Raw genomic sequence first — 16,701 nt, 5'->3', positions numbered from 1 at the left:
AAAACCAGTATCAATATAATTAAAATTGTCAGAATTGAATTTTAATATAGATTCCCGTACTACCAATAAGGGTAAAGGTATTTTCTGTTATATTCTGCGAATATGCAACACTTCCAAAGGCGGTAATATTCAGTTGATTTTTAATTCGTAGTATAGACTCATGACGTGCAGTTGTATCCCATATTAATGAATCATTTGATGAATTTGAATCAATTTTAGTTTCGAGAGATTCCTTTTGTATTAGTTCTGGGGCAGTTTCTGAATATGATATCACAGCTGGCAGTGCTTTTTGGAATGTATTTGTAGCTATGATTCCCTTAAAAAGTACTCCTAACAGGCTTTTCGGTGCTGGATGAGCCCAGGAAAGACTTAACGAATCGGACCATCCCGTTTGCATTAAATACAATATATGGCTTACTTCTAGGGTAGAGCCAGAAAAACCATAAAAATCTGCGGTTTGATGAATTCCGGTTTTCCAAGCAGAAAGTTCTCTATCTACCCATGAAACATTCAGATTTAATTGTTGTGTGTATTCATCATCCCGATAGAAGGAGAACATCGGAGTATATCCATAGGAGCCAAAAAGATTAACCGCTGAAGCGGAAATAGTACTGTCCCAAGACAGCTTGTCTGTATAGCTTGTGTAATGAAGATCCCCTATCCGTGATACTTTAGTTTGCGTCTTAGCGGGGAATAATAATCCCCAGGGACCTGTGGGTGATGGCAACTGCAAGGAGAAACTTATCGTATCAGTAAAGGTAAGCCTTCTAAACGTATCGCCCTGGTTTTGCTGGCTCCTATTCATCATGTTTTCAAGGTTTTGGGTTAATAGGGAATAACCAGGGGGTAATATATACAGGTTATAGGTGTTTTTAATAAAGTTAGTATACTGATAGAGATCACTAGTAATATCAATACCATATTCAGTGATGGTTTGGTTCGTTTGTCTCGTATGTTCTAGAATTCCTTTGATAGATTGAATTGAGAAGGGAAATGAAAGACGATGTGTTAAACCTTGCTCTGTTGAAATAAGTGACTTTTTAGCATTGGAGGTGAATATAGCATCTGTTATGAATCCAAATGTTTGAGGGGTAAGTCCACCTTTAAGTCGTAGAGAGGATGATCGATTATTTTCTGTTGTCCCTACATCGGGAGTTAAATCTGATAGGCTGTGATTCCAAGTTTGAATATAGGTTGTATTGCTGTTTGAAAAATAGGTATCTGTAGTATGTTTATAGGTAAGATCCCCTGAGCTTTCCAGAAAAAAACGTTTGTAGAATCCCTTTTGGGTAATATTCCAGGCACGCTGTACTACTAGATCTTCTTGAGCAGATGTTGCTGAAAGACTTGTGAAAAGCAAGGGGGTTTTTGTTGAAGATGTATGTATATCTATAGAAATTGTATTTTGATGATTGTATGAAGTCTGGGAAACATCATAATCATCGATTACTTGAATAGGGCCTATGGGGAGGGTTATTTTATGTCCACCATTCCACGCCATATCATATGAATTCAACGTAATCCCTCCATACAGTTCAATGGGAATCCATAACAGGGAAAATGTAGTTTTTGTTTGGTTACTCACATTGCCAAAAGTTGTGGGATAGGGGGCTTCTATCGGGCTTTGGTAGAAGCCTTCGGAATAACTAGCAAGATTTAGGTTCGAAAGGACTGGTATGTTCCTTATGGTTATGAGGGGGCCCTGATTGGTCCATTGTGCATAGATCCCAGAGTGCCCCTGAAAGCTGGCGACAGGTTCTGTTAAAAGGATTTCATCGATTGCGAAGGTCCCATTAGGTAGTGCTTCGTTGTTAGCAGGCGGTAAAAGATATACCGCGAGATACTGGTAGGTCTGGTCTCCGCTACGCTGACTAGGAGAGGCCCCCTGTACTGCATCAAAGGTAACCAAGGCACCTGATATCACTGCACCGTCCACAAGGACCTGAGGATTTTGGTCGTTGTAGCGGATTTCCACCTTAGACCATTCATCGGCAGTGAATACTGCGATGGGAATCCTTGCTCTCAGTATAGGGCTGGAAAATGAATCTGAGTCCTGGGCTATAACCAGGGACAACACTCCATTTTGCATAGTATTCTGATCGTAATTAGTCGCTTTGGGACCCCTGACAAAGAGTTGCAGTGTCCGATAGTTTCCCAGGAATGGCAGGGCAATTCGGCTATCCACTCCGACTCCAGTTGCGTTCAGTAAATCGGAAAAATGCACTTCCAGGACCCGTTGAACATTCCCTTCGGGGTGCAAAGTATCAATAGTATCACGAAACCGGTTCCGGAGCATCGGGTCACCTACTTCGGCTGCATCTACCGATTGTGCTGTATCGGTAATGGCTGAGAGTGGCTGACCTCCACTTACGATAATAGGCCTCATACTGGTACCGCTGACCACCGGCGGGCCCAGGAGTATGCGGGTGCGAAACTGGTAATCGGTGCCGCCGGTAACCACCACAAGCCGCATAGAGCGGGCATTGGCCAGGGCCCGCCGGTCGGTGTCGCTTAAGGTGATGGTGGCGGTCTGCCATTGGGTTGGCAAGACTCCGACAGAAGGTGAAGTGCTGTCAAAGAGGGGAACCGTGAGGACCAGGGCGCTGTTTTCCCAGCCCGTTAGGTTAATGGTGCTTTCTGTGCTGGTGGTGGTTGTGGATGTAGCGCCATCGAGGGCTCCTATTTGAAGGTAGACCTTAACAGTAATACCGTTGAGAGATGAAGGTACATCATAAAATCGGTAGGGAATGGTAATCTTTCGAGCACCGGCTAAGGCGCTTGCCGCATGTTCCAGGGGCAGCTGAAAACCGGCCCAGAAGGTTTCATCGCTATAGGTTGCCTCACCCACAAGTACCCTGGTATCGAGGGTGTTGTCCTGTACCAGGTAAGGGCCGGTTTTGTCGGATATCACTCGGGCTCCGGACCAGGAAATGTCATTCAGGGTACTGATGCCGAGAATATCCGTTGAAGTATAGGAACGGTATACCAGCGGGGCCTGATTACTGCTGGTGAGTGTTGGAGATGTGGCAAGAAAATCGTTCAGACTTGTCGGCACCGGGCTCTGGTAAAAACCTGTAGTCGGGAAAGATTCAGCATATTGGCTCCCTTCCATACCGAGGATACGGTATAAACCGGTTGTATCCTCCTGCCGGTATAAAAGCCCCGCGGTGGTCTGAATGGAAAGATGTTCCCAATTCCATTTTAAGGCCCCACTGAGACCTACCGTCCCAGGACTTGTAGTATCACCCTCAGAAAAGGCTTCAGGGTTTACATTCCAACGGAGTCCTATGGCCAAATCTGCAGAAAAGGGGCCCCCACTTGTGTATTGGGCTCCAAGTCCAGCCGCAAGGCTTCCAAATCGGCGTTCCTCGGTTCGTTGTAAATATTGTATTCGTATGTGTTCATATGGTTGTGGCTTATTTGATAACACAACTTCGCCTGTCTCAGCATTATAACGTACCAAAGGATCCGGTAATCCATTACGATATACCTGCACCGATCCAGGGAGTACATTGGTCCCGATAGAAAATACTCCAGGACTGCCATAGGTTGTTATGAGAATCTGTACATTGATACTTGTAGCTTTTGATGCTGGTAGATATAGCTCAGGATATACTTTCACTAAGGGCCAACAACTCTCTGGACTACGAGGATCGTAGGTACCATTGGCAGTTACCAATTCATAGAGAGCGGTGGATGCACTTGTTGATGAACCTTCGGTGTGTATCAAACTAGAAGCTGATTCCATGGTAAAGTCGCGGTTTTCTGTTCCAGTAGCAGTGTTTATAAGTTTTACCGTGCTTGATGAACCAGTCTGTATACGATACCGGCTGAGCCGTTCAAAGGGCGAAAAGGTTCCCCCTTCCCAGATGACTAGAGCCGGTATTCCGCCAATGGTTACCGTAGCGGGTTTGTTATTGTCGGTTTTTAGTTTACCCTGGTCCTTCTGGCCCGGCTGAGGATAATCCCGGAGGATGATTTTGGTACCTGAGGAGGTATTAAAGTACTCCTGTACTGTGCCAAGAAAGCCGCTGCCAGCCGTGGATGTATTACCGTAAGTTCCAAGACTGGTTTCCCAAGGCTTGTCGATGTTACTTTTTCTGTATGCCACCGCAAGCCGCCTACCCACCGCAAGGACCGAAGCATTGGTTATTTCGATGATGCCATCACGGGCACTGGCGGCATATTCAGAAGTTTTTGCCAGGCGCCAGCGACTACCATTTTCATCAACCTGATCTCCCGAAGAATCTTCGATATAAAGAACTGGCACTGTGTCCAGGTCTGTATCGGGGAGAACAAAGGAATAACCTCGGATCATTTCCGATACATTAATTGTTTCTGTTGTAATCTCTCGATTTCCGATATAGTTTTTTTCTTGTAACTTGGCGCTATCATATCGAAGGATACCATGAAGGATGAGCGTGCTTGGTTGGGAAGGATTTGTATCATTATGAAATGTAAATTTCCATTTATTATACATGCCGAATGAAGAAGTACTTGATCCACCCATATCTAAATAAGGAAAACGGGGAAAATCTAGACCCGTGTTACCGATTCCCAGATATTGCAATGGTTCTTCCTCTGAGCCCTGATATCCTGCTCGATACGTATTGAGTTCATAATCATCTAGAAAGCTTGCTTCTACGAACCAGTGATCTTTGATCCATAAGCTTAAGGTGAGATCCACCGTTTGGGTAAAAAGCAGAGGATTATTCGTAGTTGCAGCCTGAAGACCAAGCTCGGTAAGGGCAATGCCTTCTTGAGCTGTTATGCCCGTTTCCCAATTACCCTGAATTGCTAGTTTTACCGACTCATCGTTTCTTGAAAGATTAAAGAGTGTTGCTGGCGCCTCTTCGGCGAAGATGAATTCTCGATTTCTTATATCATTATGATTGGTAGTATCTTCTTGTTGAGCCCAAAGGGTAAAAGTGCCGTTTACCAATAATAAACCGATTATGAAGATAGCGAGTAGTGTTTTTAATAAGTAATGACTGGTGCTTCGCAAAGGTCCCATGAATAGTGTATAGTATACTACAAGATTACCTGGTCTACAGCCAGGGAGGTGTTAGTATGGTCGTTTCAATGATACAGCTGATCTTTGAAATTCCCGATGTGGAAAGTATAAAGGATAAGCGGAAAATTGTTAGATCTATTAAAGATAAATTACATCGACAATTTCATATCAGTGCCGCCGAGGTGGATTTACAGGATTCCCTTTCTTTTGCCCATATTGGAGGAGCCTTAGTATCTAATTCAAGATCCTTTGGTGAGTCGGTGTTAAACAAGGCCTTTACCATGATTGAACATGAAGCACCTGTGCGTATTCAGGATGTTCAGATTTATTCAGAAGAATTTTGATAAAAGGAGTGATTTTATGAAGCTTTCTATGAAGTTATATAAAATTGGTTTATTAAGTCTTGGCGTTCTTGTAGTATTATCATTCACTTCCTGTATCGGATTAAACTCAACTGTTACTATTCGTCAGAATGGTTCCGGTACAATCCAGCTAGAATACAGGCTTTCCCGGATGTTTGAAGCACTGGGTAAGCTCGATGGTAATGAAAAGCAACTTCCCCTGCCGGTAAGTCGTACCGATTTTGAACGAACACTGAGCCGTGTGCCGGGGCTTACCTTAAATTCCTATAGTTTGAGCCAGGACCAAAAGAATGTTATCGTTAAAGCTGAGCTTGCCTTTGCAAATTTGGAAGCTCTTATGGGGTTCCTCGATGCATCTGGTCAATCAGTAAAACTTATATCAGAGGGGGATAATAGAGTCATGAGTATGGTCCTTGTCAAGGGTATTAAAAATGTCGATAAGGACTTGGAAAACCTAGTGCATACCATATTTACAGGCTATACTATAGATGTACGCTTTACCTATCCTTCGCCCCCTTTAGTGTCTGCTAGTGGGAAAATAGGCCAAGCAACCGTAACAGGTACTACGGTCCGATATACATCATCTGTATCCGATCTCGTCTTAAGTCCTGAACCAGTTGAGCTTCGATTGTCTTGGAAAGAGTAACATGAGTAGCTATGGAGTGCCTTTGTATGCATAGCCCTATGAAACAAGTGTTCGTTCTATTCTTGTTGTTATGGTTAAGTATCAACATATATTCCGAACAAGAGCAGGATGTAATGACATCTATGGAGAGCCTTATCCAGGCATCTCAGAATGCATTGGATACCAATCATCCTATAGAAGCTTTAAAACATCTTGTTGGTATTCTTGCGTTAAATGATGAAGCTAAAGCGGAAACCGATGCAAAACGTAATGCCCGCCGTAGAGAACTAGTATGGTGGGCGGATCAAAAAATCACTGAGATTAGCGCTCGGTTTTCAATGGAAGCGGGAGATGAATGGATAAAAGAAGATGGTACCCAGCGGTCTGGGAATATTCAGGACCTTGCGAAGGGCATAGGTATTATGCCTGTAGTCCGGTTGCTGATAAATTATGACTATGGCAAAGCGGTGGTGGCCGATGCGCCAATCCATTTTTCCTTTGTAAATGGTATGGGGGATATTACTCTTACAAGTGCTACCGATTCACATGGTGTTGCGTCAACCATAGTCCGAAGTATTAGCCGGACCGATAAGCCCGTGCTCATTAGGGCGATGCTAGTCATTTCTAACCGAGGTAAAACAAAAGCTTTCCCTGAAATCCACCGAGATTTTACCTATATTGTACCTGCTCGAACAGCCCGCATCTTTGCCTCTGAAAGGCCGGCTGATGAACAGTCTGCAGGCTCACTAACTATGGGGGCTGCCGCATCTCTTATAGATAGCATCGGTAGGGCTTTGAATGGCACTGGCCTTGAGCTCTTGCCTGCAGCATCAACTTTGGATCCAATAATATTTTTTGCCGCCTTGCAAGGGAATTTTGAAGCAATTCAAAAGGCTTGTACTTTAGGTGGAATCAGTGTGTCATACTTGGTTTTAGCCGATATCCAATATGATGCACCTCGACAAATGGTTTTTAATGGAAAAAAATATAACATATTTACCAGTACAGCCCGGACGCTGTTACGTATCATCCGAAGTGATGGTAGGATCGTAATCGCGAGACCGCTTATTTCGATTAAAGGTCAGGGGGGCACCGAATCCGCCGCCATACAATCTGCCCTTATAGAAGCTCGAAAAGCTATTGAACAAGATATCACTTCTCATGTGGAAGAAATTAAGCTGGCTCTTGAATAAAAAGTAATTAAGGGATTGTTAGCAAATATTCTGTTATATTATGTCCGAATTTTCCAATAATCCTAATAGATAGTTTTTCGTTTTTTGGCAAAAGTATGTCAAAGGTAAAATGAGTATCTGGATACCCTGTGAGATCTGAATACAAATCTCCCGTTTCAGTTTTTGCAAATGGTATGGTACTTTCTATTAAGGAAATATTTTGTACGTCATTTTTTAATACATATATCTGATAACGATCTATAGTTGTTTTTGCTTTCAGCATGATTGAAATAGTTTTTTGATTTAAAAATGAAGTGCTTGAAAGATTGGTACTAAATAGTGGTGTATCACTATTCGTTGTAACATCTTTATCTTTGTTATTTGTTGATATAATAGTAGGGCCTATGCTCAAAATTACTAAAAGAAGAACAACAGTAAAAATAGCTTTACTTATTCCATACTTATTTCGTTGTAACCTTTGCTTGCTTTTTTGAATCCTAAGTAAAATAGTTCGTTTCCACAACAAGATAAATGGTAAAACAATAAATGATAGTACTAGGCTATTTTGAAATTGCGATGGATAGATATAAAGAGGATAGATTGCATTGTTTTTTACAGCTGTAAGAATGTATAGTATTATTATTTGTACCGGCGCAAGTAATGAACTAAGAAGGTTTATAAAATAGTTATGAACCAGTGATCCTAAAAATATCCAGAATAAGGCCCAGATGAAGACTGGCATAAAAGAAATATCTATGGTGATCGCTAGTAGCAATCCAAATAAAATCACAAGTATTCCACTCTGGCCATAGAAACTAGAACGCTTTGGTATGGTAATATTTTGTAATATTGGTGATATAAAAGAAAATAAAGAAAACCAAAGTACGGGAAATAGTATCACCACAGTTAGTGGTAATGAAGTGGTAGTGCCATAGAGCATTAGCCAGATCCATATGCAGATTCTGCTTAAATACAATGAACCAAGTAATAACCCGATATACAGCAGCAGTATCCAAGATCGGCGTAAAAATATAACCCAATATATTATTATTTTTCGTCTAAATATGATAGAATTAATCGCAAAAAAGAGAAGGATAGTAAAAACACTACATAAAACGATGATTAAGGTGTGTTTTTCATCAATAAAAAAATAATTATTATTAAAATGAAGAATGGTGTAATGAAAATCAAACAGGGCTGTATCTTTGGGGCTGTGTTCAATATAATCTTTGAGAAAACGTGATACATCTTTCTTATCTAAAAGAGGTCCTGTGCGAGTAGGACTTTGATTAGTAATTACAATTGCTGAAAATCCTCTTTCATGAATAACCTCGAGAGCTTCATTTCCCTTTAGTACATTAAGGCGAAATAATTCATTAAATGGTTCTGGTATATTTATTGGTATTTTATATTTTTTGCCTATTTTTACAGCTTCGTGAAGTAATTGAAGTGGACTTATATAACCTTGCGAACCTTGGTATAAAGAAAGAGGGCCTGTTTCATCTAAAAGATCAAAATAGAGCACAACCACAGATTCAGGATCATCAAACTGATCGAGCTGTTCAATTAAACCGCGATGTCCATTGGCTTCATCTGCGACAAAAGCTATTCGAATGTTAGCATTGATAGCATTTTTACTTATTTCTAGTAATAAATCTTCTACTACAGTAACGGCAAATTCTGAACTAAGAGGGACTGCAACAAGAATGACTATATTATTAGTATCCGTATTGTCTTGGATGAAATCAAATTGAATAGATGTTCCAAAGCTACCATATTGTGAGAGTAAAGGTCGTAATTCATATGTTAAGCCTATTTGATCTGCCTGTTGAATTAAATTAGCAACATGTTGCGCTTCTTGGTTCCCCTGTCTTGCTCGTACTGTTATACGATGTATCTCCTGTGTCTGTGCTCCTAGATTATGTGAAAAGGCAAAAAAGAATGTTATATATAGATAAAAAAATATAATAGCGTACCTTTGGTGCAGCATCGATATAAGATAGTCGTCCCTATAAAAACCGTCAAGATTGGGATGACAGAAGTCAGGCTCTCGGTTATAATAAGGTTATATGTCAAATCAAGAAAGAAAAACCGTATTAGATCTGCCTCTTAAGATTGTGCTGTCAGAAGAGGGCACTACTGTATTTATAAAGCAAAACAAAAAATTAACTAAGTTTAAGTTAGCCGATAACGTGGAAGAATATGGATTATTGCTGGATAAATTTGTTCCCTCAGCCATTCAGCGCCTTTTATTAATTGATTATATATCAAAAATAGAAATTTCTCGGGCTGAGTTTGTTTCTCGCCGGCAGGAAGTAATGGATTTGAGTAAACTTATCCTGTATAGCCTTTTATATCGACAGTTTAGCAATTTACTTTTCACTAAAATTCTTGCTTCAGAGGTAATAAAAAAGTGGAATAGAATGAATCCTGCATCGATTATTGACGAAAAAACCAAATTTAACGAGACTTTTTTGCAAAATTACCTTAAAGAACAGGAAAAACAAGTTTATGAATTGAAAGAAGAGATTCTAGCTCCTATTCGTTCAGCTATCACAAAAAATTCTAATCTTCTTCCTGAGGAAAAAAACGTACAACTTTTTTTAAGTGAAAAATTATTAAATAATTTAAGATCCATAATTTGGTTTATCTTGTTAAAATTTCGAGGTGTGGAAAATTTCGAGAATCTGATTAAAGAGATTAGAATCATTATGGCTGAGTATATCGAAAAATCCCGTATTGCCGAATATGTAGCCCTCATGGTTATTGAACTGGCGGTAAATGCAGAAAATACTAATCTACGCCGAGAAGCTGCTAGTCTATACCGGGGAACAGTAGATGCCAATGCAGTTCTTTTTGATCAAAATATTCGTATGAGGGTTATTGAGGAACTCACAAAAAAGAATGATCTAGTCTATGTTTCTTGGAAAATTGGTGGAACCAGTTCAAGTATTGGCACCCAGGGAAAACTTCAGATCACCCTTTATAATAAGGAAGACGAATATCAGGTTGTTAAAGATAGTATAGATTCCAAAAAATCTGCTGACCTGAAAAAGAAAAGTCTCTTCGATTTTTACAAGGAGATCCCCGAAGGTAGTGCGGATACGGAACTGGGGCTCTATTATCTATCTTACCTCAGTGAAGCCTGTGAAAAAGTAGGGGTTAAGTTCGAGTCTTTGGTAAGTCAGATTAAAAGCTCTGATACAACGATTATTACCCTTAGTTTCTATCTGTAGTTTCTTTTTGGAATCGCCGTTCGGGGATCCCCTGTGGACTTTTCCCTGATACAGCAAAGGATTGAGACCAGTAGAGCGAACAGTAGCAGTGTCCATATTCAGCTATGTCTGCCTTTGCATACTTACAGGGGCAGATGATATCCTGGTCAGTTTCCCGGGAACCATCCGTATCCCTGCAGGGGCAGAGATAATACCCATACCGGTTCCAATTGGTGTTTAAACCCTGTACTAGATCATCATACAGGGATGAATCCCTGGTAAGGACCCAACCCTGTTTCCGGGCAACCATTTCTGTAAAGGTTTTGGTTTCATCAATGGACTTCGGTTTCATAGTTTGTTCCTCATTAATAATATAGTTTGAAGAAGTACCGTATTTTATTTGTTTTATTTGGTATCCAGCAGAGTTTTTCGCCAATCGGATTCTATAAACCCAATAAGGGTTGTTTTGCCGTCAATGACTGCAAAGGGAAAGGATACATGCTCCTTGAATTGATCATGGAGAGCTTCTTTTATTTTATTTTTTATCTCTATTGGAATCAGATCTACATGAATGTAGCGGTGGGAAATCCCCTGGTCACGTAAAAAAGCAAGAGCTCGTTTGCAAAAACCACAGGTAGAAAGGGCATAGACCTCAACATCATGGTTTTTATTCGGTCCTTCTACCGTAATATATTCCACATAATCAAACATGTAATCCTCCTGATGTATATTCTTATAATGAAACATAGGCCTGAGCATAGGCGTTGGCATCAAATTTTCTACGAAGACCAGCGGCATTCATATACCGTACTGTTCCATAGATTGGCCGCCCTTGCCAGGGCCTATCATGTTTGCCGAAGCACCATGCTATACCAGCATACCCATTGGGATCTCTCCCATCTAAAGAATACTGATCATTCAGTAAAATGGCAAATTTCATGGCGGTTTCATAATCTCCAGTCCATGCAATAAGCTGTTTTCCCCAGTACATCCGCATATAACCATGCATATAGCCGGTCCGAACCATCTGGTTTTGAGCTGCATTCCAGTAAGGGTCATCGGTTTGAGCCATTTCGAGACTCTCAAGGTTATATATCTGTCGCCGAGGATGTAAATTCCCTTCGGTAAGTGTTTGAATGGCCCAGGAAGGAAGGCCTGCAGGGGTATCATAGGCATTATTATAATAGCAAAAATTGATGGCCAATTCTCGGCGGACGATTAATTCTTCCAGGTATGCCGCCGCCCCTGGGTGGTTGCATGCAGAGATCCGGTGCAGACCCAGTTCTTGCTGTAGAGTCAGTGCCATTTCAAGGGGGGATATGAAACCAAAATGCAGGGCTCCGCTCATCCGTGATGTGCCATTCAAGAGAGGATTATTTCGGTCAGATTCATAAGTATCGATACGAGCTGTAAGGAAGTCTGAAAACCTTTGTAATGCTATCTGATGGCCCGGGATGTCGGTAATGGTCTGTTCAGCCATCCTTTTAGGACAGGTCCCTGGGGGATACTTGAGAAGGTTAGGTAAGTTCAGGGAAAAATGATCAGGTACATGTGGAAGGAAGTCTGTATTCAACGAGGAATATCGAGGGATTTCATCGGTTGCGCGGTCGAGAAAATCATCGAGAAGGGGGATGATTTTACGGCGCAGGGTAAAGGCTGACCATTCTTCCTTAATACTTGCGGTTTCTACGGGTATGATAATATTGGATTCGACCCAGATTGTTCTACAAGGAAGCCTTGACCCTAGGTTGGTTCTCCAGATGCGCTGATGGCGCAGATACCCCGTATCAAGAACTACCAGGGCTGCATGCTGGGCCAGAAGTGGTAGTATTTGTATAGGATCCCCCTTATAAAGGTACAGGGCAATCCCTTTTTCTGTTAAATTCTGCTGTGCCTCGGTGAGGCCCGCAAAAAGATACTTGTAGTGAATTTGAGAAGCTGAAAGGTAGTTATCTTGGATGCAGAAGACCGTTATAAGGGGCAACCCTCGGCGATTTGCAGCCTCTACGGCGTAATCGAGGGCCAAGTTGCTTCGCCCCCTGATGGAAGCCTGCATCCAATAAAGGATATATCTGCCAGGCTGTTCTTCTTTTCGGTTGCACTCGTGGATCCGAGCTCTATGCATGCTTATAGAATATATACCCTTGCAGGGAAAAGACAAGGTCGATATTATAAGACTATGCACCGAAACCATCCGGGTATAACGATAGTCTTGCTGTCCTTTGTATTCATCAATTTGAACCTGCTTTCCTGTTCCCGGTCTGCTCCACAAATTCAAAACTATATTTTAAAGCTCATCTATAATGAGGATGCAGATGGTATTAGGGAACAGCTCAGCCTCTTTGTTCTTGCCCAGGATGAGGATGGTAAGGAAGACCTGGATAGTCTCTATATTATCAATGATGAACAGCAGTTATACTGGACTTTGAAATCTACCGAGTGGATTACGGTAAACAAGGATGGTCAACTTTGGGTAGGGAGTCATCGCCTTACTATGGTTGATGGACAACCATTGCCCCGGGGCCTCTACCGGCTTATCCTGACCGATCTGGGCGGGGAACGAGCTGAAAGAACAATCGGCCTTGATGCACCTCTGCAAAGTAGGTATCCATTCCCTCGGCTTATAATTAATGGAGATGCTTTTACTGTTATATCTTTTTATCCAAAAAACACCCTCCTGTGTTATGACATGGAGGGAACCATGACACGTTCCATACCGCTTTCTAGCCTTTCAGGTAATCTAAAGGGGTTGGGGCTTTCAACGGCAACCACCGACATTGCTCTCTGGGCTGAAGATCCCGATGCACAGGTGGGGGCTATAACAAAAACAGTGTCAATAAAACCCTGAAGGGGACTTCTAAAAAGAGTGGTTTTTTAAAGGTGCCCTTAATTTTATAAATGGAGATCTCTGATGGAAGAACAGCTTAAAGAAACTGCCCACGGCCCCATTCGCAGTTTTGTACTTCGAGCAGGAAGAATGAGTGATGCCCAGCGGCGGAGCTATGAAAAGCTCTCACCCCTGTACTGCATACCCTATGAGAAAAGACTCCTTGACCTGAATACCCTATTTAAAAACCCCAATCCGGTGGTGATAGAAATTGGCTTTGGTATGGGCTCTGCTACGGCTCAGTTAGCAGAGCAGAATCCTCATATAAATTATCTTGGTATTGAAGTGCATCGGCCAGGGGTCGGGAAACTCCTATGGGAAATTGAACAGCGGGGGCTTACGAATATCCGAATTGTTGAACATGATGCGGTAGAAGTTTTGCAGGATATGTTGGCCCCCGAATCGGTCGATGCTTTCCATGTATTCTTTCCCGACCCCTGGCCAAAAAAGCGGCACCACAAGCGGCGGCTTATCAAACGGCCCTTTACGGACCTCTTGGTGTCCCGTATGAAGCCGGGGGCTTATTTTTATATGGCCACCGATTGGGTCGATTATGGAAGGTGGGCTTTGGCTGAGCTTTCTGCAACCCCGGGCTTGGAAAATCCCTATGATGGCTTTGCTCCCCAGCAGAAATGGCGGCCCCTCACGAAATTTGAGAAAAAAGGGCTGGACAAGGCCCATAAGGTCTCTGAAATTTATATGGTACGGAGCCAAACCTGATGAAACAGGACCAGATTGCTACCCTGGAGCGGCTCATTCGCCGGTACCAGGCTTCTTATTACAACGGTGAAGCGGAAATTTCCGATGCCGAATTCGATGCCCTCTGGGACGAACTTCGCAGTCTAGACCCATCGAACCCCATTTTTACCCAGGTAGGGCGGGATTCAGTAGATGGTTTCCCGAAGGCAGCCCACCTTATTCCTATGGGCAGTCAGGAGAAAGCTGCCAATCCAGCAGAATTCCGGACTTGGGCCTTAAAAATCGCCGCCTCATCCTATGTCGTCCAATACAAGCTTGATGGTGCAAGCCTTGAGCTTCAATATGAAGAGGGCTATTTAGTCCGAGCCGTAAGTCGAGGCGATGGAGTCATCGGTGATGAAATAACAGCCAATGCCCGCCGGATGAAGGGTGTGCTCTTCAAACTGGATATTCCTTTTTCCGGAGGTGTACGGGGAGAAGTTCTCATGCCAAGGGCTATCTGGCAAGCAAAATACAAGGACAAAGCTAACTGTCGTAATGCCGCCAATGGTATTATGCGGCGGAAAGATGGCCTTGGCTGTGAGGATCTGGAACTTGTCTGTTATGATGTGTCAGACCCATCCAATGATACCCTTTTTTCCGATGAACTTGAAAAGATCCGCTGGCTTGAAGCGCGGGGCTTTATGGTAACCCCAGCGCAGGTGTTTACGGATATCGAAGCAATCATTCGCTTCCGGGAAGAAGTGGCTGCCCAGCGGGACAAGCTCCCCTATGATATCGATGGGTTAGTTGTTAAGGACCAAAAGACCGATATGGCCGATTTACGACGGGCACGGCCTGAGCGGCAGATTGCTTTTAAATTTGATCTGGAAGAAGCGGTTAGCATTTTACGGGCTGTTGAATGGAGTGAATCCGGTTCAACCTATACCCCTATTGGCATTGTGGATCCAGTACGACTTGCGGGAACCACTGTTCAACGGGCAAACCTGAACAATCCCGACATGATCCGGGCCCTGGGACTGAAAATTGGAAGTCCTGTACGGGTAGTAAAACGGGGTGAAATCATCCCAAAAATTGAGGGCCTTGCTATGAGTGCCCTGAATCAGATTGATCCAAATACCCTGCAAGAGATCACCCTGCCTGAAATCTGCAGTACCTGCGGCACCCATCTGGTCGATGGAGGAACTCGGCTCTATTGTCCCAATCTTCAATGCCCAAAACGGATTCATCACCGGATTGAAAAATGGATCTCCGTTCTTGATATACGGGAATTCGGGGATAAGCTACTCCAGCGTCTCTATGAGTCGGGCCGCCTTACCCGCATTGCTGATCTCTATAGCCTCACCGAAGCGGAACTTTCTGCCATGGATCGAATGGGAGACCTTTCTGCTAAAAAGGTTATCCGGCACCTCATGACTCCCCGGACCTTGTCCCTGACGACCTTTATTGCCGGTTTTGATTTTGATGGCGTTGGAGAGCTTATCATGGAACGGGTTATATCGGCAGGATACAATACCATGGAAAAGCTCCGCTCCGCCACAGTGGAAGACCTGTCCCAGATTTATGGCCTCGGAGAAATAACCGCCCGAACCATTGTAGAGGGCTTAACTGAAACCCGAGACGATATGGATGCAGTCCTTGCTACAGGCATTATTAGCATTGCCTCACCACCTTTAGAGGAATCCCAGGTGCTTAAGGGCTATTCCTTTTGTTTTACCGGAGAATTGCGGACCATGAAACGGTCCGAAGCAGAAGAAAAAATCAAGGCCCTAGGGGCTCAGGCTAAAAGTTCAGTTGTAAAGGATCTCTCATTCCTGGTTACCAATGATCCCGGTTCGGGATCGAGCAAGAACCAGAAAGCCCAAGAATTGGGAATTCCAGTCATCAATGAGGAACAATTTCTAGAAATGCTTCAAAATCCGGCGCAAGCGGCTTTTTTCAAAGGGGCCAGTATACAAACCAAGAAGCTCAAAACCGAATCAGGAAAGGCGCTTCAGGGGGATCTTTTTGAAAACTAATGTACAACAGGATGTGAAAACCGACCAGACCCGGTGGAAGTTCCGGAAAACGCGGAAGAGGGGTGCCTTAAGTATACTTAAAACCATCATAGCCCTCCTTATTCTTTGCCTGATAGCCTTTGCTGTTGCTGCCGGCCTTTTTTTGCAGCGGCAGCAGAAAATAATTCAGGACCTGGAAACCTCAATAGAGGCTGTCAAAATGACCACCGTGCCCCTCCGCTTCATGGTTCTTTCAAGAAGCGATATGGAAATTTCGGCCCGTTTTAAATTCTATAATGCCGACGGGAAAGAAATTGCGTCTTTTGAACGCTCCTGGAATGGCAGTGAACTCTATATCGATTCCCTTGTGGTTTCCCTTAAGACGGGAGCCCTGGTATTCCCGGTGCGGGCCTTTACCAATGCGGTAGCTCCCCGGGGCGGCACCAACCTGCTGTATTACTACGATTTTAATGATATGCCCGGGATCTATGATTCAGCTCAGCTGGATGTTCAGAAACGGCAGCTGTTAAAAGAGTTGTTCATTAAATTAAAAACTGCCGAAGGGCTCTATGGTTCCAGGACAGCAACGAACCCTGGGGGCAAACTCCTCAATTATTTTGGCAACGCTGTCCACGATATCAAACAATTGCGGCAATTTGAAATAGGCACCGTGTATTCCCTGGTGGTTCATACCGACGGTGGAATAGAAATCCTTAACGAATGAGGTGAT

At 43.1% G+C, this 16,701-nt stretch carries 13 protein-coding genes; 8 read left to right on the top strand and 5 right to left on the bottom strand.

Annotation, left to right across the window (positions count from 1 at the left end):
• Positions 1–28: 28 nt before the first annotated feature.
• The gene (locus SPICA_RS07580; RefSeq protein ID WP_013968944.1) at positions 29–5,014 is read right to left on the bottom strand and encodes a hypothetical protein; all 4,986 of its coding nucleotides are present in this window, start codon (positions 5,012–5,014) and stop codon (positions 29–31) included.
• A 56-nt stretch (positions 5,015–5,070) separates the two neighbouring features.
• On the opposite strand from SPICA_RS07580, the gene SPICA_RS07575 reads away from it, so the two are divergent.
• The 3 genes from SPICA_RS07575 (at position 5,071) to SPICA_RS07565 (ending at position 7,194) form a co-directional block, all read left to right on the top strand.
• Positions 5,071–5,358: a DUF503 domain-containing protein gene (locus tag SPICA_RS07575; RefSeq protein ID WP_013968943.1), complete on the top strand. Its 288-nt coding sequence runs from the start codon at positions 5,071–5,073 to the stop codon at positions 5,356–5,358.
• Between the two features lie 16 nt (positions 5,359–5,374).
• Complete coding sequence (locus tag SPICA_RS07570; protein ID WP_013968942.1) at positions 5,375–6,022, top strand: hypothetical protein; 648 nt, start codon at positions 5,375–5,377, stop codon at positions 6,020–6,022.
• A 113-nt stretch (positions 6,023–6,135) separates the two neighbouring features.
• The gene (locus SPICA_RS07565; protein WP_041396178.1) at positions 6,136–7,194 is read left to right on the top strand and encodes a hypothetical protein; all 1,059 of its coding nucleotides are present in this window, start codon (positions 6,136–6,138) and stop codon (positions 7,192–7,194) included.
• Positions 7,195–7,201: 7 nt separating this feature from the next.
• Here the strand turns inward: SPICA_RS07565 and SPICA_RS07560 are convergent, their stop codons facing one another.
• Entirely contained in the window at positions 7,202–9,163 is a 1,962-nt protein-coding gene (locus SPICA_RS07560; protein ID WP_013968940.1) for a hypothetical protein, read from the bottom strand.
• Positions 9,164–9,242: 79 nt separating this feature from the next.
• Here SPICA_RS07560 and SPICA_RS07555 point away from each other — a divergent pair, with 79 nt between their 5' ends.
• Positions 9,243–10,409, top strand: coding sequence for a DUF8084 family protein (locus SPICA_RS07555; protein ID WP_013968939.1), 1,167 nt, complete (start codon positions 9,243–9,245; stop codon positions 10,407–10,409).
• Here SPICA_RS07555 and SPICA_RS07550 read toward each other — a convergent pair.
• Genes SPICA_RS07550 through SPICA_RS07540 form a run of 3 tightly spaced genes read right to left on the bottom strand, consistent with a single transcriptional unit; the run spans position 10,393 to position 12,513 of the window.
• On the bottom strand, positions 10,393–10,740 hold the full coding sequence (locus SPICA_RS07550) for a ferredoxin-thioredoxin reductase catalytic domain-containing protein (RefSeq protein WP_013968938.1): 348 nt from the start codon (positions 10,738–10,740) through the stop codon (positions 10,393–10,395). The two genes, SPICA_RS07555 and SPICA_RS07550, sit on opposite strands and share 17 nt — an antisense overlap.
• A 53-nt stretch (positions 10,741–10,793) precedes the next feature.
• Positions 10,794–11,099: a glutaredoxin family protein gene (locus SPICA_RS07545; protein ID WP_013968937.1), complete on the bottom strand. Its 306-nt coding sequence runs from the start codon at positions 11,097–11,099 to the stop codon at positions 10,794–10,796.
• A 22-nt stretch (positions 11,100–11,121) separates the two neighbouring features.
• Positions 11,122–12,513, bottom strand: coding sequence for a deoxyribodipyrimidine photo-lyase (locus tag SPICA_RS07540; RefSeq protein ID WP_013968936.1), 1,392 nt, complete (start codon positions 12,511–12,513; stop codon positions 11,122–11,124).
• A 54-nt stretch (positions 12,514–12,567) separates the two neighbouring features.
• On the opposite strand from SPICA_RS07540, the gene SPICA_RS07535 reads away from it, so the two are divergent.
• From SPICA_RS07535 to SPICA_RS07520, 4 genes are all read left to right on the top strand, one after another.
• Entirely contained in the window at positions 12,568–13,236 is a 669-nt protein-coding gene (locus SPICA_RS07535) for a hypothetical protein (protein ID WP_013968935.1), read from the top strand.
• Between the two features lie 63 nt (positions 13,237–13,299).
• Positions 13,300–13,995 (top strand): tRNA (guanosine(46)-N7)-methyltransferase TrmB, encoded by a 696-nt coding sequence (gene trmB, locus SPICA_RS07530; protein WP_013968934.1) that lies wholly within the window; start codon positions 13,300–13,302, stop codon positions 13,993–13,995.
• Positions 13,995–15,992 (top strand): NAD-dependent DNA ligase LigA, encoded by a 1,998-nt coding sequence (ligA, locus tag SPICA_RS07525; protein WP_013968933.1) that lies wholly within the window; start codon positions 13,995–13,997, stop codon positions 15,990–15,992. The genes trmB and ligA overlap by 1 nt, the downstream gene beginning before the upstream one ends.
• Entirely contained in the window at positions 15,982–16,695 is a 714-nt protein-coding gene (locus tag SPICA_RS07520) for a hypothetical protein (RefSeq protein ID WP_013968932.1), read from the top strand. Before ligA ends, SPICA_RS07520 begins: the two co-directional genes overlap by 11 nt.
• The last annotated feature ends 6 nt before the right edge of the window (positions 16,696–16,701 follow it).

Source organism: Gracilinema caldarium DSM 7334 (assembly GCF_000219725.1).
Lineage (GTDB): Bacteria > Spirochaetota > Spirochaetia > Treponematales > Breznakiellaceae > Gracilinema > Gracilinema caldarium.
The sequence above is the reverse complement of the archived record's forward strand: the minus strand, read 5'-3'. Positions and strand labels throughout refer to the sequence as shown.

What these genes read in the sequence shown, in the direction of transcription:
- SPICA_RS07580 (WP_013968944.1), bottom strand. Translation starts at nt 5,014, where the DNA reads ATGGGACCTTTGCGAAGCACCAGTCATTACTTATTAAAAACACTACTC.
- SPICA_RS07575 (WP_013968943.1), top strand. Translation starts at nt 5,071, where the DNA reads ATGGTCGTTTCAATGATACAGCTGATCTTTGAAATTCCCGATGTGGAA.
- SPICA_RS07570 (WP_013968942.1), top strand. Translation starts at nt 5,375, where the DNA reads ATGAAGCTTTCTATGAAGTTATATAAAATTGGTTTATTAAGTCTTGGC.
- SPICA_RS07565 (WP_041396178.1), top strand. Translation starts at nt 6,136, where the DNA reads ATGACATCTATGGAGAGCCTTATCCAGGCATCTCAGAATGCATTGGAT.
- SPICA_RS07560 (WP_013968940.1), bottom strand. Translation starts at nt 9,163, where the DNA reads ATGCTGCACCAAAGGTACGCTATTATATTTTTTTATCTATATATAACA.
- SPICA_RS07555 (WP_013968939.1), top strand. Translation starts at nt 9,243, where the DNA reads ATGTCAAATCAAGAAAGAAAAACCGTATTAGATCTGCCTCTTAAGATT.
- SPICA_RS07550 (WP_013968938.1), bottom strand. Translation starts at nt 10,740, where the DNA reads ATGAAACCGAAGTCCATTGATGAAACCAAAACCTTTACAGAAATGGTT.
- SPICA_RS07545 (WP_013968937.1), bottom strand. Translation starts at nt 11,099, where the DNA reads ATGTTTGATTATGTGGAATATATTACGGTAGAAGGACCGAATAAAAAC.
- SPICA_RS07540 (WP_013968936.1), bottom strand. Translation starts at nt 12,513, where the DNA reads ATGCATAGAGCTCGGATCCACGAGTGCAACCGAAAAGAAGAACAGCCT.
- SPICA_RS07535 (WP_013968935.1), top strand. Translation starts at nt 12,568, where the DNA reads ATGCACCGAAACCATCCGGGTATAACGATAGTCTTGCTGTCCTTTGTA.
- trmB (WP_013968934.1), top strand. Translation starts at nt 13,300, where the DNA reads ATGGAAGAACAGCTTAAAGAAACTGCCCACGGCCCCATTCGCAGTTTT.
- ligA (WP_013968933.1), top strand. Translation starts at nt 13,995, where the DNA reads ATGAAACAGGACCAGATTGCTACCCTGGAGCGGCTCATTCGCCGGTAC.